This is a genomic window from Ferroacidibacillus organovorans, from assembly GCF_001642725.1.
In the GTDB taxonomy this organism is placed as follows: domain Bacteria; phylum Bacillota; class Bacilli; order Alicyclobacillales; family SLC66; genus Ferroacidibacillus; species Ferroacidibacillus organovorans.
Genome location: NZ_LSUQ01000017.1, coordinates 11,986 through 34,008, shown reverse-complemented (window position 1 = coordinate 34,008; position 22,023 = coordinate 11,986). Strand labels below are relative to the sequence as shown.

23 protein-coding genes, 1 tRNA gene and 1 other RNA gene are annotated in these 22,023 nt (G+C 54.2%); 4 read left to right on the top strand and 21 right to left on the bottom strand.

Annotation, left to right across the window (positions count from 1 at the left end):
• Positions 1 to 54: 54 nt before the first annotated feature.
• The 8 genes from rsmI to AYW79_RS07440 form a co-directional block, all read right to left on the bottom strand.
• The gene (gene rsmI, locus AYW79_RS07475; protein ID WP_067563970.1) at positions 55 to 921 is read right to left on the bottom strand and encodes a 16S rRNA (cytidine(1402)-2'-O)-methyltransferase; all 867 of its coding nucleotides are present in this window, start codon (positions 919 to 921) and stop codon (positions 55 to 57) included.
• Between the two features lie 37 nt (positions 922 to 958).
• On the bottom strand, positions 959 to 1,270 hold the full coding sequence (locus tag AYW79_RS07470; protein ID WP_067563968.1) for an initiation control protein YabA: 312 nt from the start codon (positions 1,268 to 1,270) through the stop codon (positions 959 to 961).
• Positions 1,271 to 1,304: 34 nt separating this feature from the next.
• Entirely contained in the window at positions 1,305 to 2,195 is an 891-nt protein-coding gene (locus tag AYW79_RS07465) for a hypothetical protein (RefSeq protein WP_067563965.1), read from the bottom strand.
• A 60-nt stretch (positions 2,196 to 2,255) separates the two neighbouring features.
• Entirely contained in the window at positions 2,256 to 2,708 is a 453-nt protein-coding gene (locus AYW79_RS07460) for a YaaR family protein (protein WP_067563963.1), read from the bottom strand.
• A gap of 16 nt (positions 2,709 to 2,724) precedes the next feature.
• The gene (locus AYW79_RS07455; protein WP_067563960.1) at positions 2,725 to 3,054 is read right to left on the bottom strand and encodes a cyclic-di-AMP receptor; all 330 of its coding nucleotides are present in this window, start codon (positions 3,052 to 3,054) and stop codon (positions 2,725 to 2,727) included.
• A 3-nt stretch (positions 3,055 to 3,057) separates the two neighbouring features.
• Positions 3,058 to 3,699 (bottom strand): dTMP kinase, encoded by a 642-nt coding sequence (tmk, locus tag AYW79_RS07450; RefSeq protein ID WP_067563957.1) that lies wholly within the window; start codon positions 3,697 to 3,699, stop codon positions 3,058 to 3,060.
• Positions 3,696 to 5,090 (bottom strand): aminotransferase class I/II-fold pyridoxal phosphate-dependent enzyme, encoded by a 1,395-nt coding sequence (locus AYW79_RS07445; RefSeq protein ID WP_156481780.1) that lies wholly within the window; start codon positions 5,088 to 5,090, stop codon positions 3,696 to 3,698. The genes tmk and AYW79_RS07445 overlap by 4 nt, the downstream gene beginning before the upstream one ends.
• Before the next feature lie 61 nt (positions 5,091 to 5,151).
• Positions 5,152 to 5,355 carry a sigma factor G inhibitor Gin gene (locus AYW79_RS07440; RefSeq protein ID WP_067563951.1) on the bottom strand — a complete coding sequence of 68 codons (204 nt, stop codon included), beginning with the start codon at positions 5,353 to 5,355 and terminating at the stop codon, positions 5,152 to 5,154.
• Between the two features lie 185 nt (positions 5,356 to 5,540).
• On the opposite strand from AYW79_RS07440, the gene AYW79_RS07435 reads away from it, so the two are divergent.
• Positions 5,541 to 7,172 (top strand): putative polysaccharide biosynthesis protein, encoded by a 1,632-nt coding sequence (locus tag AYW79_RS07435; protein ID WP_067563948.1) that lies wholly within the window; start codon positions 5,541 to 5,543, stop codon positions 7,170 to 7,172.
• On the opposite strand, the gene AYW79_RS07430 is transcribed toward AYW79_RS07435, so the two are convergent.
• From AYW79_RS07430 to tadA, 8 genes are all read right to left on the bottom strand, one after another.
• Positions 7,169 to 7,435 carry a pro-sigmaK processing inhibitor BofA family protein gene (locus AYW79_RS07430; RefSeq protein WP_067563945.1) on the bottom strand — a complete coding sequence of 89 codons (267 nt, stop codon included), beginning with the start codon at positions 7,433 to 7,435 and terminating at the stop codon, positions 7,169 to 7,171. The two genes, AYW79_RS07435 and AYW79_RS07430, sit on opposite strands and share 4 nt — an antisense overlap.
• Positions 7,436 to 7,465: 30 nt before the next feature.
• Positions 7,466 to 7,798, bottom strand: a complete 333-nt coding sequence (locus tag AYW79_RS07425; protein WP_067563942.1) for a DUF2508 family protein — start codon at positions 7,796 to 7,798, stop codon at positions 7,466 to 7,468.
• A 131-nt stretch (positions 7,799 to 7,929) separates the two neighbouring features.
• On the bottom strand, positions 7,930 to 8,535 hold the full coding sequence (gene recR, locus AYW79_RS07420) for a recombination mediator RecR (RefSeq protein WP_067563940.1): 606 nt from the start codon (positions 8,533 to 8,535) through the stop codon (positions 7,930 to 7,932).
• A 1-nt stretch (position 8,536) separates the two neighbouring features.
• The gene (locus tag AYW79_RS07415) at positions 8,537 to 8,848 is read right to left on the bottom strand and encodes a YbaB/EbfC family nucleoid-associated protein (RefSeq protein WP_067563937.1); all 312 of its coding nucleotides are present in this window, start codon (positions 8,846 to 8,848) and stop codon (positions 8,537 to 8,539) included.
• Between the two features lie 57 nt (positions 8,849 to 8,905).
• Positions 8,906 to 10,714 carry a DNA polymerase III subunit gamma/tau gene (gene dnaX, locus AYW79_RS07410; RefSeq protein ID WP_067563935.1) on the bottom strand — a complete coding sequence of 603 codons (1,809 nt, stop codon included), beginning with the start codon at positions 10,712 to 10,714 and terminating at the stop codon, positions 8,906 to 8,908.
• A gap of 44 nt (positions 10,715 to 10,758) precedes the next feature.
• Positions 10,759 to 10,857: signal recognition particle sRNA small type (ffs, locus tag AYW79_RS07405), an RNA gene on the bottom strand.
• A gap of 43 nt (positions 10,858 to 10,900) precedes the next feature.
• Positions 10,901 to 10,990 (bottom strand) — tRNA-Ser (locus AYW79_RS07400).
• A gap of 12 nt (positions 10,991 to 11,002) precedes the next feature.
• Entirely contained in the window at positions 11,003 to 11,503 is a 501-nt protein-coding gene (gene tadA, locus AYW79_RS07395; protein WP_269449033.1) for a tRNA adenosine(34) deaminase TadA, read from the bottom strand.
• Positions 11,504 to 11,599: 96 nt separating this feature from the next.
• On the opposite strand from tadA, the gene asnB (AYW79_RS07390) reads away from it, so the two are divergent.
• On the top strand, positions 11,600 to 13,447 hold the full coding sequence (asnB, locus tag AYW79_RS07390; RefSeq protein ID WP_067563932.1) for an asparagine synthase (glutamine-hydrolyzing): 1,848 nt from the start codon (positions 11,600 to 11,602) through the stop codon (positions 13,445 to 13,447).
• Between the two features lie 58 nt (positions 13,448 to 13,505).
• Here the strand turns inward: asnB (AYW79_RS07390) and gmk are convergent, their stop codons facing one another.
• Complete coding sequence (gene gmk / locus AYW79_RS07385) at positions 13,506 to 14,156, bottom strand: guanylate kinase (RefSeq protein ID WP_067952762.1); 651 nt, start codon at positions 14,154 to 14,156, stop codon at positions 13,506 to 13,508.
• A gap of 126 nt (positions 14,157 to 14,282) precedes the next feature.
• Entirely contained in the window at positions 14,283 to 15,683 is a 1,401-nt protein-coding gene (locus AYW79_RS07380) for a hypothetical protein (RefSeq protein WP_156481781.1), read from the bottom strand.
• Positions 15,684 to 15,950: 267 nt separating this feature from the next.
• Between AYW79_RS07380 and AYW79_RS07375 the strand changes: the two genes are divergently transcribed.
• The gene (locus tag AYW79_RS07375; RefSeq protein ID WP_067563927.1) at positions 15,951 to 16,265 is read left to right on the top strand and encodes a beta/alpha barrel domain-containing protein; all 315 of its coding nucleotides are present in this window, start codon (positions 15,951 to 15,953) and stop codon (positions 16,263 to 16,265) included.
• A gap of 104 nt (positions 16,266 to 16,369) precedes the next feature.
• On the opposite strand, the gene deoD is transcribed toward AYW79_RS07375, so the two are convergent.
• Complete coding sequence (gene deoD, locus AYW79_RS07370) at positions 16,370 to 17,077, bottom strand: purine-nucleoside phosphorylase (protein ID WP_067563924.1); 708 nt, start codon at positions 17,075 to 17,077, stop codon at positions 16,370 to 16,372.
• A gap of 110 nt (positions 17,078 to 17,187) precedes the next feature.
• Between deoD and AYW79_RS07365 the strand changes: the two genes are divergently transcribed.
• The gene (locus tag AYW79_RS07365) at positions 17,188 to 19,101 is read left to right on the top strand and encodes a WD40/YVTN/BNR-like repeat-containing protein (protein WP_067563922.1); all 1,914 of its coding nucleotides are present in this window, start codon (positions 17,188 to 17,190) and stop codon (positions 19,099 to 19,101) included.
• Here AYW79_RS07365 and AYW79_RS07360 read toward each other — a convergent pair.
• Both AYW79_RS07360 and asnB (AYW79_RS07355) read right to left on the bottom strand, forming a co-directional pair.
• Complete coding sequence (locus tag AYW79_RS07360) at positions 19,088 to 19,939, bottom strand: proline iminopeptidase-family hydrolase (RefSeq protein ID WP_231877764.1); 852 nt, start codon at positions 19,937 to 19,939, stop codon at positions 19,088 to 19,090. The two genes, AYW79_RS07365 and AYW79_RS07360, sit on opposite strands and share 14 nt — an antisense overlap.
• Positions 19,872 to 21,887: an asparagine synthase (glutamine-hydrolyzing) gene (gene asnB / locus AYW79_RS07355; protein ID WP_067563917.1), complete on the bottom strand. Its 2,016-nt coding sequence runs from the start codon at positions 21,885 to 21,887 to the stop codon at positions 19,872 to 19,874. Before asnB (AYW79_RS07355) ends, AYW79_RS07360 begins: the two co-directional genes overlap by 68 nt.
• Between the last annotated feature and the right edge of the window lie 136 nt (positions 21,888 to 22,023).

Here is a 22,023-nt window from a genome sequence, read left to right as displayed (position 1 = left end):
CAAGCGGCGCGGTTACAAAGGTCATGCTCTTTATACACGATTACAAGAATACGTTCAAAATTCGTCATCCGCGTGGTCAAGCAACACCTGATAGACCTCTCGCCGCGATAGCCCCGCTTCCTTCGCAACCACTCGCATCGCCTCTTTTGCGGGAATGCCCGCTGCCGCGAGGCGCCCTACACGAAGTTTGATTTGCTCGTTCGTCAAGCTCTCTTCACGATCCTCACTCTGTTGTGAGTGACCTTCGAGAATCAGTACGATTTCACCACGCTCATCATCTTCAGACAAAAGCTCTGGCGCATCGCAAAGCATGCCTCGTACATATCGCTCGTGAAGCTTTGTGAGTTCGCGCGCAAGGACAAACCGACGATTGCCCACGCCTTCGTATAAAACCTGAAGTGTCGCGCGAATACGATGTGGCGACTCATAAAAAATCGTTGTTGCACCCTCGTTTCGCAAGCGTTCAACGAGCGATTCCTGCCCCTTTCGCTCTCGCGGAAAAAACCCGAAAAACTGAAACATTCTCGTGTCAAGACCGGAACCGACAAGCGCTGTCAAGCTCGCGCTGGCGCCAGGCAACACGATATATGGCAGCGACTCGCGAAGCAATGCACCGATCATCTCAGCTCCCGGATCGGAAATGCCAGGCATGCCCGCATCAGAGACAAGCGCCCCCGACTTTCCCTCCCGCAACCGGGCTACAATCTGCTCGGAGGAGCCTAACACATTGTGTTGATGATAGGGAAAAAGTTCCCTGGGCACAATTTCATAGTGCGAGAGCAACTTGCGGGTATGCCTTGTATCCTCTGCCGCAATGAAATCGACCTCGCGCAGCACACGCAGACCACGCAGAGTCATATCTTCCAAATTGCCAATCGGGGTTGGAACCACGTAAAGTGTTCCCGTCATTCTGTTCTCCATGTCAGATCCTCACTGATCTTCGCGCATTCTAAATGGGTCACACGCGTTCTAAACCCTGTAAGCAGAAAAGACAGTCGCCCTTTCGCAATGAACCATAATTCACATTGCAGATGTGAAAACCCTCTTCATAGAGTTGACGCAAGTAATGCATGGCCTCGCCCTCAACTGTCGGCTGCTTGTCAATGTATTTTCTTGCTCGTTCATGAAGGTGGGCGTTCTCCAGCGAAAGACGTTGATTCTCAGTTGCCAAATCATGTACGACAAGTAAAAGTTCCTGAAGCTCACTCTGCAATTGTTCGATACGCTCTTGCAAGAGTTGAACCCTCATGGCGATGCGTTGTTGATCCACAGGAACCTCCTTTTGACATAGACCGCAATCTTCACTATCCGTGAAGAACCTTGGCTACATCCATGAGCGTCACTTCTAAAAGTGAAATTCCATTAACATGATGGGACAAACGCTTGCGCGCATGGGAAAAAAGCAAGGCACACTGCGCGTAGGCACGCGCGAGTTGGTAAGCATCGATTCCATCGACCGATCGAGTGGCCGCACCAACAGGTGCCAATGCCGCTTGATCCAACCGCGCTTGGTCGCGCGATAAATCGCGAAAAGAAATAATCACTCGATCAAAAAAAACGGGCATTTCCTCCGGCTTCACCTGGAGTTTTGCCACGCGATCATTTGCAAAATGCCATGCACGATGCGGTTTGGTTTTGCACAGTTCAACCAATTCTAGCACTGCCGCTTCAAGCTCCGCAAATCGTTCATCAGACGGTTCTTCTTGATTCGCCCTTGCATCGTTGAGGCGAATCAGTGTGCAGCGCGAGCGAATGGTCGGCAAGAGCGCAAATGGAGAGGTTGTAAGCAGAAAAAAAACACGCTGCGCGTGAGGTTCCTCGATCCATTTTAAAATTGAATTAGCCGCTTCCACCGTCATTCGCTGCGCTTGTTCAAAAAAAATAAGCGCAAGCGTGCCGGTAGGCAGTTTTGTGTGATCCCGGTGCATAGCAGCCCTCATTTGGGCAATTTTAAGCGAACTTCCATCAGGTTCAAGCCATGTCACATGTGGAAGATTATCCGAAATACGCTTCATGCACGCCGGGCACTCGCCGCATCCCTCGATCGCACCACGCTCACACGTAAGTGCTGCGATCGCCTTTTGCGCCGTCTCCCGCAATTCACGCTGTGAATTTTGTGTTAGAAGATAGGCGTGGTTCAACTTCCCTTGCGCGCGCGCAGTCTGTAGGGATTGTAAAAAAGTATCCTGATCCATCTGAAAATTCCCTTCACAACGCGCTGTTCTCTCTGGCAATCGACGGAAAGGTGCCCACGTCTAAAGCGCAAGACTGATCACCAAACCGCGCAACTCGCCCAAGCGCGTCAAAATCTCAAGACGCGTAAGGTTTTGTCCAATCGCCTGTTCCATCAATTCTACAAGCGCTTGGTCGATCTGTTCAACCACCGCGTGAACCTGCTGGCGACCGCGCAAATCGTGAATGACTTGTGTCCGCAGGCGAAGAGCGCTTGAAACCCCGTGGCGCATGAGCGCACGCATCGCGTCTCGATAGGCGGCGCATGTGGCGACAGACGGGTGATCCACGAAGGCGCGTCCGCGAGATTCTACATCCGCCAAAAGACGCTCCCACGCTTCACGCGCCCTTCGCTCCTCTTCCTGCGCAAGTTTCATCATGAAGGGATCCTCGCGCGCTGTCACCCGCCCCACCGCATCCCCGGGGCGCGCTGGCGGCATGCGCAGGGGACGCCCCGATCGAGTCTCAATCTTCATGGAATACCCCACCCGTCTAAAACTGCTCGAAGCGATCGACCGGCACCACGAACACGGTTGCGCCACCCACCTGCACCGATACAGGATAGGAAACGTAAGACTCTACTTGATTGCCGAGTGGCGAGAGCGGTGTCACCAATTGTTCGCGCGCGCGGCAACTCTGCCGAATCAGTTCCAGAACACGGTCAACTTGATCGTTTTCTACCCCGATTAAAAACGTGGTGTTCCCTGCCCGTAAAAATCCGCCAGTCGATGCTAACTTCGTCGCTCGAACACCCGCCTTCACGAGTTGATCGTTCAACCGTTGCACATCTTTATCTTGAACAATGGCGTAGATCAGTTGCATCCTTCATCTCTCCTCCCGGATGATTCCGACGCGCGTTTTCACTTGTCGCCAGATCGCTTCATGCAATTCAGCAGGATCCATCTCACCGTCAAAGACGAATACGCGGTTTGGATGAGCTGCAGCAATCTGCAATAGCCGACCACGAACTCGTTCAAAGTAAAGATCATCACGCCGCTCAAGTCGATCTGCGGCATTTCCTGTGCGCATCAACCGTTCACGAGCGCGCACCACCGGCAGGTCAATGAGAATCGTCAGGTCTGGCTCTAGCCCATCCAACGCGATCTCATTGAGCTTCGCAATGCGCCCGACTGTCAATTCGCCTTCTGCCTGATACGCCATACTCGCTTCGACAAAACGGTCGCTAATCACGAGCGCACCGTCCGCCAAACCGGGTCGAATCACAGAGCGCACGTGCTCCGCGCGTGATGCAGCATAGAGATAGGCTTCCGTCACAAGGTGCATCGAACTCGCAGGATCCAGCAACAGCCCCCGAATGCGGTCACCAATCGGCGTACCCCCCGGCTCGCGTGTGCGGGTCACACGCACGCTACTTTCGCGCAGCCTTTCACACATTCGGTCGACCTGCGTTGATTTTCCGGCACCGTCAATGCCTTCAAACGTGATAAACCACCCTCGCCCACTCACGCGCGCACCTCCTGAAGAGACAAAACCCGGCCGTCCATTGCGTGGATGCCATCCATCGCAACACCCGCCCGCCACAGTTGCTCGATCGCGCGCGCCTTTTCCTCCGTGAGACAATCTCCCGCAAAAAGGAGCGGAATTCCGGGTGGATACGGCACGATGGCATCGTAAAGTACACTGCCCACCGCCTCATAAACGCGACACACCGCCGTTGGCAGCGGCGTATCTGCATACACGCGAGTACGCAACGCCAAAAGCGCCTTTACCACGCGCTCCACGTCACGCCGCGCACTCGCTGGAGACCACGCCAACAAGACATAGAACGCATCATGCTTCTCCGGGTAAATCCCGAACTCGCGCTCCAGCGCTTGCCGCAATTCAAGACTTGTGCAGTGAAACGATTCTGCGCTCACCTGCCACTTAAAGGGATCGCGCTCGCGCTCTGCCGCCCCTTGCACAATCGTCTCGCGCTCTGCATTCAGCAGCGACTTTGCCTCCTCCAACACGCCTGCCATTCGACCGATCTGCACGTCTCCCCCCGCCATCACCCATTTGCGCGCCGCATCAAGCGACGCCAGCAGCAGGTACGATGGCGACGAGGATTGCACGACACGCAGCATCGCCTGCACGCGGTGCCGAGAGATACGCGTTCCTTTCAAATGGAGCATCCCAGTTTGCGTAAGGGATGTAAGCATCTTATGCGTGCTTTGAACGACAAGATCAGCCCCCTGCGAAAGCGCCGAGCGCGGCACAGCAGAGGAAAAGCCAAAATGCGCGCCGTGCGCCTCATCCACCATCAACAGACAGCCGCGGGCGTGCGCAAGCGTTGCAATCGCCTCGACGTCAGACGTCACGCCGTCATAATTCGGACTCGTGAGAACGACCAACCTTGCGTCAGGATACTCTGCGAGCGCTCGCTCCACGTCGCTCCATGTCGTCACATCGTCCCGTTCCTGCTCGATCATCACACCCTGCGCGCGCGCGAGGGTGAGACCATTCCACACAGATTGATGGGCGTGTCGCGCGATGAGCGCAACATCATCCACCTCTAAGACGGATAAAAGTGCAGCCAAGTTTCCCGCTGTGCTGCCCCCGACAAGAAAATAAGTGTCATCTGCACCAAAAGCGAACGCCGCCAAACGCTGCGCCTCAGCAATCACTCCGTCGGGGCGATGCAAATCGTCCAAATCCGGAAGCTCTGTGAAATCAAGCATGTAGGCTTGACCCACCAGCGCATCCATCAGCGGATCCAACCCTTTGCCTGTTTTATGACCAGGAACGTGCGCGCTCGTACGCTCCATTCTCATGTGTTGTAGTAGCGCTTCCACAATCGGCATGCGCATTTGATCCTTGTTTCCGTACATGTTCATACCCTTATCATTCGCCTTAGACAAGGAAAAATCCTGCCACAGTGTGCAGGATCACCTCGTTTAAGCGTAGAGACTGGCAACCGTATTACGGCGTTCCCGTCTCCGGGCGCATCGTCAATTCAAACCACAATGTGCGCAGTTTTTCAACAAAATAAGCGTACAGCTCGTCGTCTACTTCGGTGTGAATCATTTCCTGTTCACAATCCGCACAGATCGTGTGTCCGAGCAGAACGATCCCTTCGCGGACGCGCGCTTCGCAAATCAAACAACATTGCTCTTCTTCCATCATGCGCCGACTCCTCGTCTGAGGTCTATCAAACAGTATACCTCTCTAGCGACCCATTTATACGAGGGTACGGGGTACGGGTGGCTAACGCCTATACCCTATGAAACGAAGAGAAGAAGTGCCACAAGGGATAAAGTACGGGCTGTGGTATACTGGGGCGATGATGATGCGTTTTAGGAGGAATATGGATGAGGCCCGATTCGGATGAAACAAAATTTCGCCGCGGAGCGTCATCTATGGTAAGTGCTGTTTTCATCTCCCGAATCCTTGGGATTGCGCTCATCGTGCCAATGCAAAACCTGATCGGCAATTACGCACTCGGATTATATCAACTCGTCTATCCTCTTTATACCGTCATGATCACCCTGTCAACAGCCGGTTTCCCACTCGCCCTCTCAAAATCGATCAGTGACTTTGTCGCACAAGGAAAGCTTCGCGAAGCCAGCCACATGTTCAGTATCGTAGGTCGCTTCTTGATGCTCCTTGGCATCCCCGCGTTTCTCATTATGTGGTTTGCAGGCCCCTACCTCGTCGGACTATCGGTCCCCGGAGACGCCATGCGCATCGCTGCCATTCCCGCGATCCGCGCACTCGCGCCAGCACTTTTGCTGCTTCCCCTCATGAGTGCGCAGCGCGGCTATCTCCAAGGAAACTTTCGATTAAAACAGTCCGGCGCATCGCAGGTCGTCGAGCAAATCACGCGCGTCGTCGTCGTCCTTTTAGCGCTGATCATCGCGGTAAAGATGGGGGCAGGTCCTACCGTGACTGCGGCGATCGCCACGTTTGGCGCCACCGCCGGCGCGATTACAGCCTTTATGTTGCTTTTGCAATCCGTAAAAAAAATGCGCAGAGAAACCCTTCGCCGCTTGCCCCACCTCAAAAAATCGGCGCTGCGCGCGCGGCCCATCTTGCGCAATCTCTTTGCGATGTCGCTCCCAATCACACTTGGAACACTCGTCTTGCCGATCTCGCAAACCATCGACGGATGGACCGTTCCACGCGTACTCGTTACAAGCGGCGCCACGCTTGTAAGCGCGTTTTCACAGTACGGTGTTTACTCTGGCGAAGCGCTCCGTTTAATCCAGTTGCCCCTCTCGTTCGCAACAGCCATCGGCACATCCGCGCTTCCCGCCATCTCGGAGAGCGTCACACTACGCAATCCTGCGCTGACGCGCACGCGCCTGCACCAAGCGCTGCATATGTCGACACTCATCGCGCTTCCCGCGTTTGCCGTACTTTTTACGATGGCGCGCCCGATTGACATCGCATTGTTTCGCGGGACAGATGGCGTCACAATGATGAAGGCAACCTCCATCATTGTTGTTCTCTCTGGACTTGAATTGGTCTCAACGTATATCCTCCAAGGATACAATGCGTTCTATCGCCCTGTCGTCCATATGGCGGCAGGCGCAGTCCTAAAACTTGCTTTAAACCTCACACTCATTCCGATCTATGGCATTGCAGGCGCAGCGTATGCAAGTATCGCCGAATACGCACTGTCCTCCTGGCTCAACATGGCGTTGATTCGCCGCATCTCAGGGCTGCGTATCTCCTATGTCAAACTGAGTGTCAGACCCTTTCTCGCAACACTCGTTTTCGGGGCGTGGCTCTATGGCATTGAGCGCGTCGGCCAATCGGTTGCACACGCGCTCACACTCGATCACTCGCGTTTGCTTGCACTCGCGATCCTGCTCCTCGGGCTCGCGCTCGGGATACCCATTTATCTCTTATCCGCATTCTTTTTCAAAGCATCGACGCTCGATGAACTCGTCCATTTACCGCTTGTCGGGAGACTGATAAGCCGCTTCCTGCGCGCTTAAAGAAGCCAATGGTCGATTACCGTGAGCGCCGCGATTCCAGGAACGCCAAGAATTCCAGTGACGGCAACCGTCCCCCAATTCAGCGGAATGTGAAACCCGTGTGTGCGCAGTGTATTATTGATCAGAACGTAGACCGCGCCGCCGAGAATCACGTTCTTTAGAAGCCCAACCACATAGCGCGACGGATCGCGATACATACTGCGCAAAAGCAGCAAGAGAACAACCCCTCCGGCGAGGATCAACCAGATTTGATACGCAGGCATGCGATGCCCCCCCTCATTCCCCGCAGATTTTTAAAGACCTGATTCTCTGTACCTCGCCTCATCCATGCTTATCACGTCAGGATTCAGTTTTTGCGCGATACGCTCCCTCTCCAATGGACGCTGTAACGTCACCAAAGCACGGCCTTTCGCGTCAACCATCAATCCGCGATGCTTCGCGATGCGCAAAAGACCTTCGTACCTCATCTCTGCCGCAGATAAGAGATAGATTGCGTCGTCAACCGCATCCTGTCCGTCCGCATAGTCAAAGTGTTCTCTTGCAATCTGCAATTGCTCCTTTGCAAAAGCGATCTCTTCCAAAAGTTCCTGATGGGGATTGACCATTTCTCTTGACTCACTCGCCACTCTGACTACCCCTCTCGATTTGCGTGTCAGCAATCCCCTAGCAATCGGGTTAGTAGAGTATAGTCAGACAAAAAAAAAGTATGACGCAAACTTGCGTCATACCGTTAAAAAGAAGCGAAAATCGATTCCCATCAAGCCATTTCGTGGCGATACTCAAGCGCGCGCGCAAGCGTCAAATCATCCGCGTATTCAAGATCGCCGCCAATCGGTATGCCGTGCGCGATACGCGTCACCCGCAAATCCTCCACGCCGCGCATAAGTTTTGCCAGATAGTGAGCCGTCGCTTCACCCTCCATCGTGGTGCTCGTCGCAAGGATCACCTCGTGAATCGCTGCATGCTTTAAGCGCTCAAGCAGCGGACGGAGATGCAGTTGATCGGGTCCAACGCCGTCAAGCGGCGAGATCGCCCCACCCAAGACGTGATAGAGTCCGCGATACGCATTCATTCGCTCAAGCGCAAACACATCGCGCGTATCCTGCACAACGCACAGGGTCCCCTGATCGCGCTCTGCATCCGCGCAGACATCACAGCGCTCACCGTCACAGAGCGCAAAACATTCGCGACACGTATGTAGCTTTTCTTTCGCCTGCACCATCGTTTCCACAAGCTGTTCAATTCGCTCTTGAGACTCCGCGACGAGATGAAAGGCGAGACGCTGCGCAGATTTCGGACCAATGCCCGGAAGAGAGCTCAATTGCTCGATCAGATTGGCAAGAGCGGGCGGGAAACTGTACACCTTAGAATAACCCTGGAAGATTCAGCCCTTTGGTGTATTTGCCGACATGCGACTCAGCCAGCGCATCCGCTTTTCGCTCCGCATCCTGAAGCGCCGTCAATAGGAGATCCTCAAGCAGTTCCACATCCTCAGGGTTCACCACTTCTGGTTTAATACGCACAGCGCTCACCTTTTTGTGCCCATTCATATCCACTTGCACTGCGTCACCGCTGGCTGAACCTGTCACAATCTGCGTACCCAACTCTTCTTGCGCACGCGCCATATCTTCCTGCAATTTTTTCGCCTGTTTCATCAATTGATTCATATTTTTCATCGTACGCTCTCCTTCTCATTCTCCGAATCAAGCGCGGCAACCGCGCGCCGCAGCATTTTACTCATCGACAACGGTGACCGCATCTTCTCCGAACCATTCTACCACTTTTTCAACCCACGCTTCTCGCTTTTGCGGTGGCGTAACATCCACCACCTCCGCTTTCGGCGAACGCTGCCGCCATTCATCCTCACTAATTGCCACAAAGCGAAGTTTCCGCTGATAGCGTTTGGCGAGCACTTCTTCAATCAGTTCAAGATTGACCTGCTTCATCACGTGACTGGCATGAAGCGCATGTGCGTAGCGTCCATAAATCGTGTTCCCGATCATGTCCTCCGGACGACCGTCCGCAAGCCACGCACGCGTCTGCACGCGAACCTCACGCACAGCGTCGAGAATCTGATTCCAATCCGCCTGAATCCGTTTAAGAAGCGTGGGATCACTCTCACCGTCGACACCGTTCAACGCTTCTTCTACAGAGGGCGAGCGCGATAAGACTGACGCATCCGCCACATCCTCGCGCCGCTCAACAGGGAGACGTTCAGAAGGCGGTACGCCCTGCGTTCGTTCCGCCAAAACAGACGAAGGCACAGGGGGTGCCGCACGCAAACTCGGTGCCACACTCGCGGTAGGAGGCGCAGCGCGCCGCGGGGGCGACTGCTCCAGTGCAGCGACGCGCGCGTGAAGTGCGCGAATCTCCTCTTTAAGGCGCGTCACTTCGTTTTGCTCCTCTGGCCGTGCACCGCGCGCCTCACCCGCCGTAATCGCCGCGCTAGATCTTACCGTCGCCTTTTCGGATAAAAGGGAGAGCAAAACCACTTCGAAGTACACGCTCGCTTGCGCCTGGTGGCGAATCTCCGATTGCGCGAGCGCGAGTGTTTCAAGCATGCGCAAGAGAGTGGCGCCATCCGTTTGTTGCACCACCACCGGGAACGTCGGATCATAGTGAACGCGATCGCTTGCATCTGCGCCTTCCACGCGAAGCGCCAAATGGATACCGTCCCGAAGATAGGAAACGAGTTCCCCAAGGAGATGTGCCGCATCGACGCCGAGCCCAAAAAGTTCAGTGAGTTCCGCCAAAAGGAGCGCAGGTTCGTTCCGCAATAGCGCCCCCACGAGACGCCCCACACGCTCGCTGTGGATGCCACCGATAAGCTGCGTGACTGACTCGACATCCACGCGCCCCTCTTCATAGGACAGCAGTTGATCAAGCAGGCTCAGCGCGTCGCGCATCCCGCCGTCTGTCACGCGCGCGATCATCCAAAGCGCCGCATCCTCTACGTCCTGATCGAGACTTTTGACGACCTGGCGAAGGCGGGCGACCACCAAATCACTCGCGACGCGCGAGAGGTCAAAACGCTGGCATCGAGATGCAATGGTTGCCGGAACCTTGATCACATCCGTCGTCGCCAACAGAAAGAGACACTCGGATGGCGGTTCTTCGAGTGTCTTTAGAAGCGCGTTAAACGCTTCGGTCGTAAGCATGTGCACTTCATCGATAATGTACACCTTATAGCGAACAGCCGTCGGCGCATAGCGCACCTGCTCAAGCACCGAGCGAATCTCATCCACGCCGCGATTGGACGCCGCATCCATCTCCACCACATCGACAATCGACCCTTGAGTGATGCCGACACACGCTGCGCATGCATTACAGGGTTCGCCATCCGCAGGCTGCTCACAGTTGACCGCTTTTGCAAGAATTTTAGCGAGACTCGTTTTGCCCGTGCCACGCGGACCCGCAAACAGGTAGGCATGCGCCAAGCGATTCGCGCGCAACGCATTTTTTAGTGTCCGAACGACAGCCTGCTGACCTACCACTTCATCAAAGCGTTGAGGCCGCCATGTCCGGTATAGTGCGAGATACATTAAACACCCCGTCCTCATCCCAAAATGGCGTGACTCTCAGCGCCACCTCCCAGGCAAACTGCGGCACCCGAACGGCACTCCTTAGTGCTGCTTCCGTCAGGACCTGACACCTTTCGGAGGCGTTCGCTGCGCAGGGCCCAAGGAGATGGGCGCTGAGACTCACGCCATACTCCGCCCACATAAAAATGGCGGAGAGAGTGGGATTCGAACCCACGAGCCCCGTAAAGGACTACTCGCTTTCGAGGCGAGCTCCTTCGACCACTCGGACATCTCTCCGCAAGGGTTCCATCACGCCTCCGTATTTCGGCGACGCGAAAAGAACTGCTCCACGATTGTACCACACTCCTCTGCCAAAACGCCAGCGATAACCTGTGGATAATGATTCATGCCCTGGATGCGATAGACATCAGACAAGCTTCCAAGCATACCGCTTTTGGGACTGTCCGCGCCAAACACCACACGTTCAATCCGGCTCTGAACGATTGCCCCTGCGCACATCATGCACGGCTCGACGGTGACATAGAGTGTGCACCCATACAGCCGCCAGTCTCCGATCCGATGCGTCGCCGCACGCAGCGCGATCAATTCTGCGTGAGCCGTCGGGTCACGCAGGTGTTCCCGCAGATTGAACCCTTCTCCGAGAACCTCCCCGCTCGCACTGACGACGATTGCCCCGATCGGTACTTCTCCCCACATCGCGGCTTTTGCCGCACATAAAAGGGCGGTGCGCATCCAGCTCTCGCGTCGCTCATTCTCTGCAAACGTTCGCGATACCTCTTCATCCCTCACAAAAATTCCTCTTCTCTCGCTTCCCGCATTCATCACCAAGCGACAACGCGACGCATAGCCTAGAGTCTATCTCGGTCGACGGAGGGGTCAACGCGTATGTGTGGTATCGCTGGATATATCGATTTTTCGGGTCATCGTGAACAACAGCAAGCGATTGTCGAAGCGATGGGTGAAACCCTTGTCTGTCGCGGTCCTGACGCGAGCGGCACCTATCTCTCCGAACACGCTGCATTTGCCCATCGCCGCCTGATCGTCATCGATCCGGAAGGCGGCGTTCAGCCCATGGTTCGCTCCCTTTTTCACTCGGATTATTGTATCACGTACAATGGTGAACTCTATAACATGGATGAATTGCGAAGCGAGTTGCTTTTGCGCGGACACACCCTGCAAACGCGTTCAGATACAGAACTCGTTTTGCTCGCGTATATGGAGTGGGGCCCCGCCTGCGTCGAAAAGATGAACGGCATCTTCGCCATCGGCATCTGGAACGAGGCTGAGCAAACCCTGTTTCTCGCCCGCGATCGCATGGGCGTCAAGCCACTCTATTTTGCGAACCGTGACGGCGTCTTCGCGTTCGGCTCCGAGATCAAGGCCATTCTCGCGCACCCTGCCATCCCGCCTGAAGTAGATGCAACTGGATTAGCTGAACTCTGCTTTATCGGCCCCGCGCGAACGCCGGGACTCGCCGTTTTCAAACACATCCACGAGGTGCGCCCAGGCACCTTTGTCTTGCACACCCGCGAGCGCACGTCTGAGCACACGTATTGGCGACTTGAGAGTAAGCCGCACGAACACGATTTTAGGACCACGGCAGAGCATGTTCGCGATCTGCTCGAAGACGCCGTTTCGCGTCAGTTGGTGTCAGACGTCCCGCTGGCCACCCTGCTCTCAGGCGGCCTCGACTCAAGCATCGTCAGTGCATTTGCCGCGCGCGCGCTCAAACAGAACGGAAAGGATACGCTTCACACGTACTCTGTCGACTTCATCGGCATGGATGAGCACTTTGAAGCAAATGCATTTCAGACCGGGCGCGACGCCCCGTGGGTGACTCGTGTCGCAGAACATCTCCAGACGGTGCACCACGATATTGTGTTAGATACAGACGATTTGCTCAAACACCTTTTGCGACCACTCGCCGCGCGCGATCTGCCGGGGATGGCTGACATTGACACCTCACTGTTTCTCTTCTGTGAGGCAATCAAAAAAAACGCAACCGTTGCACTTTCCGGCGAAGCGGCTGATGAGGTGTTCGGAGGCTATCCATGGTTTCACCGCCCTGAGGTGCTGAGCGACAATACCTTCCCGTGGTCACGCCGACTGGGTGATCGCATACGCTATTTTCATCCAGCGCTCGCCGGAAAGCTCGATCCGACCGCGTACGTCGCCGAGCGCTATTCAGACGCGCTCAAAGAGGTGCCTCGACTCTATGGCGAAGATAAGCAAGAGGCGCGCATTCGGGAGATCAGCTATTTGAACTTGACCCGCTTCTTACCCACCCTTCTCGAACGCAAGGATCGCATGAGTATGGCCGCGGGTCTCGAGGTGCGCGTCCCGTTTTGCGACCATCGCCTGATTGAGTATGTCTGGAACATTCCATGGTTTCTAAAAAGCCTTAATGGAACGCCCAAGGCAATTCTTCGCAAGGCGGCTGAGGGAATACTTCCATATGATGTCGTCTATCGAAAAAAGAGTCCCTATCCATCCACCGCTCACCCAGCGTATCTCGAAGGCACGCGCGCGCGTGTCGAAGCGATCCTCTCGGACGCTTCATCGCCCGTTCTTGCTTTGATCGACGTCGCCGCAGTGCGGCAGACCATAGAAAAAAGTCGCGGTCACCTGGAGCACGAACCTTGGTTCGGGCAGATCATGGCGATTCCGCAACTGTTTGACTACATCATTCAAATCAACGCGTGGATGACAACCCACCGCGTGACGCTCATCTAACTGAGCGTGTTCAAAAATGGAAGGTACACTGCGCTCCGCACGCTCTCGCAGGGCACGCTTATGAAGGCATGGTTTTGGCGACCGATCCCGCCCGTTTCACCGAAACGAGACTCGCGCGCAACAATTCCTTGAGTTGTTGCGCGCTGACCTCCAAATCATCATTCACAAGCACATAGTCATACTTGTTCATATGGCCCATCTCAAGTTCTACACGTTTTAGCCGTTGCGAAACTGCCGCTACATCCGCGTCGCGCGACAGCAAGCGATCAGATAATACATTCAAATTGGGCGGTGTAATAAAAATGGTATACGTATCTTCTGGAAAGGCAGCCACTGCGTCAGCGCACCCCAGCACATCCATATCTGTGATCAAATCATATCCCTGCTCGATGGCATGTTCAATCGTAGGGCGATGCGTTCCATAATAGCTTGCATTGTGGATTCGCTTCCACTCAAGAAACTGACCCTTCTCGATCAAACCTTCGAACTCTTCTGTGCTTAAAAACACATAAGGGTGAAATTGATACTCCCCAGGCCGCATTGCGCGCGTCGTCGCAGAAGGCACATAGTACATCCACGGCAGGTCAGTTAGCACCTTTGCCAGCAACGTGTTTTTGCCAACACCAGAAGGACCTGACAAAATAAAGAAGCGACCTCGGCGATCCTGCCGGTGAACAGGGTCGAATTCGATAAAGTGTTCGGGTACCACGCCCACACCCCCTGAAACTTACCCGTCTCAACCAGCGATTTCTAACATTATGATGGGTGGGGAACAGCCTGTCAACGACTATGTGCGATCTTCCGCAAACTCCCATGAAAATTTCTTTTTTAATCCTTAACTCCCAATCGCATAATTGGTGTAATCAGGCGCAAACCACACCACACCGATCGTGTGTGGCGAGCGTTTGATCCAACTTTCAGGCACAAGTTTGCCGTTTACGCGCAAAACGACCTGATTGGGATCACGCACGTCGAAGGTTACACCGTGTAATTGATCAAGCGTGGGAATCCAAGCTCCATCCACAGGATCGTTTATACGAGTGATGTCAATCGTCGTGACGCCTTTTGCGTACGTCGTGTGAAACTGCAAGTATTGTGTCACGAGGTTGTACATAAGCAATCGACTGGTGCGCGCCACCAAGATGCTACCGCGATCCTGAAAGTGTGCGAGTCGCGTTAGCGCCTCAATCGCACTTGTCGGCAAGACAAAGGCATCCGCATTGCCTTCCAAGTGCTGTGCGACAATCGCATAGCCGTGCGTGCGAATCAACTCACTCAGATGACGCAACGACAATTGCCTGTAGAGGTCATGCGGATTCCACTCATTCTCCCACCGCAAATTATAAAGTTTACCGCGAATCACGCCTTGAACGAGTCGACCTGTGTAGCGCCAAAATCCCCACATCGTGTGACCGTCTTGAAGATGAATCGGGAATAGCATGCTCTTCATGCTGAAATTTCCATTGTAGATGTCAGGCCACACAAAGCGAACGCCGATTTCCCGCAACAAATCTGCCACGTAATAAGGTGAATACGGGTTTGCTCCTTGTTGGTAGTCGAAAAATGGATTGTCCTTGTATCCGTACGCGCCAAAATTGGCTACGTTGCTCTGATTACCGTGATCAATCGTAACGGTGAGATGGATCCCCTGCTTCAAGAGATAGGCGATCGCGTATTCCGCCTGACTTCGTTTAAATAGCGTCTGCGTTGAATCGACGCGCGAATAATCGCCCATGGAGTGAAATGAGTCGATCCATCCTGCGCGCATATAGCGAAGCAGGATCTTGCCCATGTAAAGCTGGCGTGATACACCGCGGAAAAAGGTCATCTCATCGCGCAATGGCGTGTGGTTGATATCGACGATGTCGGGGCTGTCCGAGCCGTTGTACGCAAAAAAACTGTCGCTCACATCAAGACCAAGACCAAGCCCGAGCATCGTGTCCTCCTTCGTGTTCAAGAATTCGTGAACAACATTAAACTTGCGCAGTGTCACGTGATCCGCATCAGATGCAATCGCGAGCATCGCTTGAAACGGAAATGGAAATTTCCGCAGTGTCGCGCGTTGTACAGGGACGTTCGGATTCACCACAACGTGATTGATCATGACGACAGGCGCGCCCATCGCGTGAGTTCGAGTAAAATAGAGAAAACCTGCCATCGATAGGCTGCCGAGAACGCTCACAACGGTACTGAATGCTACTTTGTTCAGAACAAAATCCCCTTTACCCGGCCGCATACGCTTTATGTCATCCGCATTGTAGCAAAAGGCTTTATGATAAACGACGCCTTTTTTGGAAAGGAAATGTACAATTCGTGATGAATCATGAATCGATTTTGACTGCGTAAAATTCCCTCGTGTTCGCTTTCTAGAAACTGCGGCCATAACGGTAAGGTCTGCAAAAAAAGGGCAAACGATTCTCTTGATCAGGGCAAACACACAGGAACAAACGCCCCTCTCACCATATCGTAACAGGGTAAATGACGCGATATGGAGGAATTGTTCATGGTCTACACAGCGGAAACCGTCCGCATGCATCACCAAAAGTGGATTCAGTGCCACTCCGTCTACGGTGTCCATCACGGGCTCGTCACCCATGTCCTTGAACGGGGCATGATCCTCTCCCATGTCACACGCGTAGACGCCGCGCACAGTTCCGGCACGGATGAGGAACAGCTGTCCGCACAGCTATTGAATGTGCATGCTGATCAATCTGACGTCTCGCTTGCCTTCTTTCCATCGCCTGTCCCCGGAGGAATTTTCATGCCTTATGGGGGGATCACTGGAATCTATCCAGCCGTTGCCCCGTTTGGTTGGTAATTCGCCTTACAACCATACTCAGAGCGTCCATTGTGGCATGCAAGGTTTTTGACCTTGACTCATTCGCCGTAGTGGACGCTCTGTACAATCATTCTACACATCAGCTACTCACGAATCGCCGCGTCAAGTGCAATTTGCATCATGTCACGAAACGTTTCCTGACGCTCTTGTGCCGTCGTCGTCTCCCCTGTGACCAAGTGATCGCTCACCGTCAAAACAGAGAGTGCACGCGCGCCAAACTTGGCTGCCAGCGTATAGAGCGCAGATGTCTCCATTTCCACCGCGAGGGCGCCGTAGCTTGCCACGTGATCAACGACGCTCTGCGCCTCACTATAGAACGTATCTGTCGTAAAAATAGGGCCGACGCGCACATCAATGACGCCTTCCTTTGCCGCGAGATACGCATTCATGATAAGTGAAAAATCTGCCGTCGGAGCAAACTGCACCTCTGGAAAGCGGATGCGATTTGTGGCAGAATCGGTTGATGCTGACATCGCCAAAATGACATCCCGCAATCTCACATCCTTGCGAAGCGCTCCACACGTTCCAACGCGAATGAGCGTTTTCACACCATACGATTCAAGCAATTCATGAACATAGATGGAGATCGACGGAACTCCCATCCCCGTCCCCTGCACAGAAACGCGCTTCCCTTGATAGGTACCTGTAAACCCGTACATCCCACGCACTTCGTTGTAACAGACCGCATTTTCAAGGAAGTTTTCTGCGATAAACTTGGCGCGCAGTGGATCCCCAGGTAGCAAAACGACATCTGCGATATCCTCTTTGGCTGCCGCAAGATGAATACTCACGTGAATTCCCCCATCCTTTTTCTATGGAATAGTTTACCGCAAAGAAGTTTGAAACCCCAACCCTCCTTTTTTCGTCTGTCTTGTAACGAACTGTGAAGGAGTACCTTGCTATGAAAACTTTCTCACCCAAATGGATCGCGCGAACGGGTATCGCATCGTTTTTTCTCGCAGGAGCCGCGCTCACGCCTTGCACATTCGCTGCGATGCGCCCGATTCTGCACGTGATTCCTGTATCCATCCACCAATCCGCGGTTAACCCACTGCAAGACCTCGCGTTTGCAACACCGTCGACAGGTTGGCTCGCCGCGCAGGGTGAACTTTACGCCACGACGGATGGCGGCAACCATTTCCGCGTGATTCCGTTGCACGGGCTGAATTTGACGGATCTCACGCCGCTTAATTCGCATACACTCATCGCTGTTTCACAGTCTCAATCTGGCGCACAACTCGCCATCTCAACGAACGGCGGCAACTCTTTTACGACACGTCCTCTCCCTTTTAATCTCGCAAACAGCGTAACCTTTGACACGCTCTCACTCGGATACGCGATCTCCCCCTCGCGTCAGCAGCCAGACCTAGGCGGAACACTCTTTCGCACGAGCAATGGCGGGAAGACGTGGATCCCCCTCAAGACGCCGGAACCCGCGCTCGCTGTTTCGATTGATGCAAATGGTTTTGGATACATCTTCACACAACCTAAGATCACATCATCCAACCAGGCAGGGTACGGCGAAGGTGCATTCTATGTCACACACAACGGCGGACGCTCGTTTCAACTCGTCAACCGCATCTCCGGCCCCGGGATGATCCAAGGCGCACAGATAAAATTGGTTAAAAACGGCGCGTGGGTCATGGTAGACGGCGGCGCCGGCATGTCACAGTCCTCCTACACCGTGTTTCGCCTCGTAGGCCAGCAATTCAAGCCCGTTCTCGCATTGTCAACGGCCGGAGCCGGACCCGCGCCCGGCATTCCGGTGACACACCGTGCCACACCTATCCCGCAAGGGCCTGGGAGCCACGGCGGACAGATCTTTCCGATCAGCGCCACCCGCGCGTACTTCGTGGGAGGTTGTGCGGCGTGCGGCTATGGGACAACCTCTGTCACCGAGACGATGAATGGCGGAAAAACGTGGTCAAAGTCAACCCCCATTCCCGCAGCGAATGGCATGGGCTTCGGCAACGTCTCTGCGTTCCCGAGTCAACAGATCGGATATCTCCTCCTTCAGGGGGAACAAAGCGGAACCGTACTGCGTACGCGCGACGGCGGATTGCATTGGCAAGCCATCTACCCCTCGCCAAAACCATCCCCCGTGCTTAGCGCGCAGATGGTCACACCAAAACTCGGCTACGGTGTGGGAATCCCTGGTGCTGCAAACGACGTCCTGATGACACGCGATAGCGGTGCGACGTGGAGCATTATCGGACGGCTTCCCGTGCACAATCCACTTCCCTATAGCGGTCCATCCTCTGCTCAGATTGTCGCCTTTCCATCGCCAAACGTCGGTTACATCATTGGTTCAGACCAGCACCTCTACAAGACGCAAGACGGCGGAAAGGTATTCGTCCCCTTTGCGTTAAAAGGAGGATCCGGTCGCGCATCGAGCATCGATATGCAGGGAAGATTCGGATACATTGTGGGGGCGCTTGGCCATCACGCGTGGTTGACGCGAAACGGCGGCCTGACATGGCTCCTGGCAGCATCCACCGACCCGATTTCGCTCATGGCAGACGCCGCAGGACTCGCGAAAACGGCGATTCCCGTCGCCGCGCGCGCGCAAAACGCGAATTTTCTCGCGCTCGGACCGACGCCTGACAGCGGTTCGTTTATGTTGAGTGCGCAAACAGGATACCAGTCGACAAGCGATGGAGGAAAGACGTGGAAGCGGTACATGTTCCCGCACAATCAGTGGATCACGTGGAGCGCGATGCAATTCCTCACACCGCGCTTTGGTTACGCGTTTAGCACCTACGACGGGCTTTTTGTCACGACAAACGGCGGCCAAGCGTGGGTCAATCGCGGTTGAATCGATCCGCCTCAACGTCGCGGATGAACTGGAGCAAATGCGCAAAGTACGTTTCCTGATCATCCCACATCGAGAGGTGACTCCCCGCTTCGCAAATGGCGACGCGCGACGCGGGGATGCGCCGTCCCATCTCTTCAATGTCAGACGGCGCCATCGTGTCATGACGACCAGAGAGAAGAAGCGTCGGTGTATGGATGTCCTTTAGGTCTGCAAAACGGTCCCAATCCTTGAAGTTTCCGGTGACGAGAAACTCGTTTGGTCCCTGCATTGTGTTGTAGACCTGCATATTCGCATGGGCAAACCCGCGCCGCACCGCTTCCGGCCACGGATCCAGACGACAAATGTGCTTCTTGTAGAGATGTTCCATGACAAGCTCTTGATACGCTTCTGCTTCAAAATCGCCGCGTTCTTCAAATTCAAGCATGCGGGAAACGATGGGTTCCGGCAATTGATTGCGCAGCGCTTGAATCGACGCGACATAGGCGGGAATGCTCGCCGTCATGTTCGAGATGACAAGGCCTTTGAGATGCGATGGGTATTTGAGCGCATACTCAATCGCGAGATACCCACCCCACGATTGGCCGCAGAGATAAAATGATTCTAAGCCGAGAAAAGAGCGAACCTGTTCGACCTCTTCTCGAAATCGCGTGTCAATCCACAGTGAGGAATCATCCGGTTGATCTGAGAAATAGGAACCCAATTGATCATAGAAGTACAGTTCTACGCCTTCCGGCGGTAAAAAGTCCGCAAAACACTCTAAGTATTCGTGGTTAAACCCAGGCCCGCCGTGAAGCAGCAACAGCTTGATCGGACTTTCCCCCACTTGCCGCGTCCACACGTGGAATCCTTCTTTCAGTGGGATAATGCGCGACTTCCCGTTCATGAAACAATCCCCTTTTTTCCGCTCGCATCGGCATGTACCTAAGCCAAAGCTCCAAGGTCAGCATAGCAAACAATAGCCTTCCAGCGCGCTCTTGTTGACTGGGTTTTGCATCAAAAAGGTGCGCCGCGCGATGTTCGTATAGCGTTCGGGTCACGGCGTCATCCGATAAAAGCATCGCTTTTGCATAGGAATTCCACTCGCCAAAGATCCACGCCGATACGGGTACGTTAAATCCGACCTTTTTGCGCCTAAGAACCTCCTCCGGTATAACACCTTCGAGCGCTCTGCGCACAATCTCTTTCCCTTCCCGTTTCCACTTCAGGTGATCCGGACACGCGAGGGCATACTCCACCACTTCTTGATTCAAAAAGGGCACGCGCATCTCCACAGAGTGTGCCATGGTGATCTTATCCGATTTGGCAAGCGTATTGTCGGGCAGCCACGTCACAAGATCAAGAAGCATCATGCGCTGCAGGTCGCTACTTGCACTATGTTTCGCTTTATCAAGCGATTCTCCGTAAAATGCAGAAGGACACTTACCTCGTCGGCTCTCGTCTCCACCCAGAAGCGCGATGCGCTCTGCGCGCGTAAACACACCGCCAACGCCTTGATACCACGTCTCCACATCACTTAGCGACCGCTCCAGGACACCTGCACCCGGCAAGTCTGCCCGCAAAAGTATGTTTCGCAGCGCCCGCCGCAAGGGCGATGGGATCATGCGCATACGGCGCAACACCTTCTCGTGACCATAGATGGAATATCCCGCAAACAACTCATCCATGCCTTCACCGCTGTATAAAACCTTCGTTTCGTGACGGTTCGCAAGCTTTGCCGCAAACCAGAGTGGAATGGCTGTCGGATCAGCGATCGGTTCATCAAGATCTTGGATAATACGAGGAAACGCTTCTAGCGCTTCTTCCGCACTGACGATTTGCGAGAGATGTTGCGCACCGAAACGGAGCGCGACACGTTCTGCCTCGCTCATTTCCGTGTACTCTTCACGCTCCGCGTGTCGTTTCGGTCGCTCAAACGCAACCGTAATGGCACAATCCTCGCGGTTTCCCAGAAATTCGCGTCGCATCGCGAGGATCGCTGTCGAATCTAACCCTCCGCTTAAAAGCACGGCAGATTTGACTTCCTCCGCATGTTGACTCTTTACAGCGTGAAAAAGCAGAGAGCGCAGGTGTACGGCCTGATCCGCATGGTTGCGCTTCACGATTGGCGTCGCAAACACAGGGGTCCAATACGCATGGTGCACCATCCCCGCTTTCGAGGCGACTGCATAGTGACCTGGGAGTAGCCGATAAATCCCTTTGACCATCGTCTGCTCGCGCGGTGTAAAGCGGTACGCATGATACGCAGTCACCGCATCGCGATCAAGGTGAACCGCCTCATCGATCAAAGGAAGGAGCGCGCGCATTTCTGACGCGATCGCCCAATACGCCCCCTGATCCATATAGTAGAGTGGTTTTACGCCGAGTCGATCCCGCGCAATAAAAAGTTCTTGCTCTTTTTCATCCCATAGTGCAAATGCAAAAATGCCTTCAAGATCGGCAAGGCATTCTTTCCCTTTTTCTTCGTATAAATGTAAAATCACTTCAGTGTCTGAAAACGTTTGAAACGTATGCCCGGATTTGATCAAGGATGTCCGCAGGTCATCCGCATTGTAGATTTCTCCATTACAAACCAAGGTAAGTGTCTGATCTTCATTAAAAAGCGGTTGCATGCCATGCTCAAGATCAACGATCGCAAGTCGAACCATACCCAACGCGAGGTGTCCTTTTCGCATCACCCCGTGACCATCCGGCCCGCGATGAACCATGCTATCAAGCATTTCCACCAAAATCTCTTCCTGCTGTGGAAATGGGTGTATCTTTGGTACGATTGCAGCAATTCCGCACATCCAACATTGCCCCTTGCGTAATCCCATTTGCCTAGCCACGTCATCAAGCACACGGCGTACCCTGTGCAGCATCAGTGTACTGGCTCATGATTAAAACGGCGGGACGAAAATATTAGAATATAGATAGAAACAGATT

Coding starts and splice junctions, on each gene's coding strand:
- rsmI (WP_067563970.1), bottom strand. CDS start 921: ATGGAGAACAGAATGACGGGAACACTTTACGTGGTTCCAACCCCGATT.
- AYW79_RS07465 (WP_067563965.1), bottom strand. CDS start 2,195: ATGGATCAGGATACTTTTTTACAATCCCTACAGACTGCGCGCGCGCAA.
- AYW79_RS07460 (WP_067563963.1), bottom strand. CDS start 2,708: ATGAAGATTGAGACTCGATCGGGGCGTCCCCTGCGCATGCCGCCAGCG.
- AYW79_RS07455 (WP_067563960.1), bottom strand. CDS start 3,054: ATGCAACTGATCTACGCCATTGTTCAAGATAAAGATGTGCAACGGTTG.
- AYW79_RS07440 (WP_067563951.1), bottom strand. CDS start 5,355: ATGATGGAAGAAGAGCAATGTTGTTTGATTTGCGAAGCGCGCGTCCGC.
- AYW79_RS07435 (WP_067563948.1), top strand. CDS start 5,541: ATGAGGCCCGATTCGGATGAAACAAAATTTCGCCGCGGAGCGTCATCT.
- AYW79_RS07430 (WP_067563945.1), bottom strand. CDS start 7,435: ATGCCTGCGTATCAAATCTGGTTGATCCTCGCCGGAGGGGTTGTTCTC.
- AYW79_RS07415 (WP_067563937.1), bottom strand. CDS start 8,848: ATGAAAAATATGAATCAATTGATGAAACAGGCGAAAAAATTGCAGGAA.
- dnaX (WP_067563935.1), bottom strand. CDS start 10,714: ATGTATCTCGCACTATACCGGACATGGCGGCCTCAACGCTTTGATGAA.
- asnB (WP_067563932.1), top strand. CDS start 11,600: ATGTGTGGTATCGCTGGATATATCGATTTTTCGGGTCATCGTGAACAA.
- AYW79_RS07380 (WP_156481781.1), bottom strand. CDS start 15,683: ATGCGGCCGGGTAAAGGGGATTTTGTTCTGAACAAAGTAGCATTCAGT.
- AYW79_RS07375 (WP_067563927.1), top strand. CDS start 15,951: ATGGTCTACACAGCGGAAACCGTCCGCATGCATCACCAAAAGTGGATT.
- AYW79_RS07365 (WP_067563922.1), top strand. CDS start 17,188: ATGAAAACTTTCTCACCCAAATGGATCGCGCGAACGGGTATCGCATCG.
- asnB (WP_067563917.1), bottom strand. CDS start 21,887: ATGTGCGGAATTGCTGCAATCGTACCAAAGATACACCCATTTCCACAG.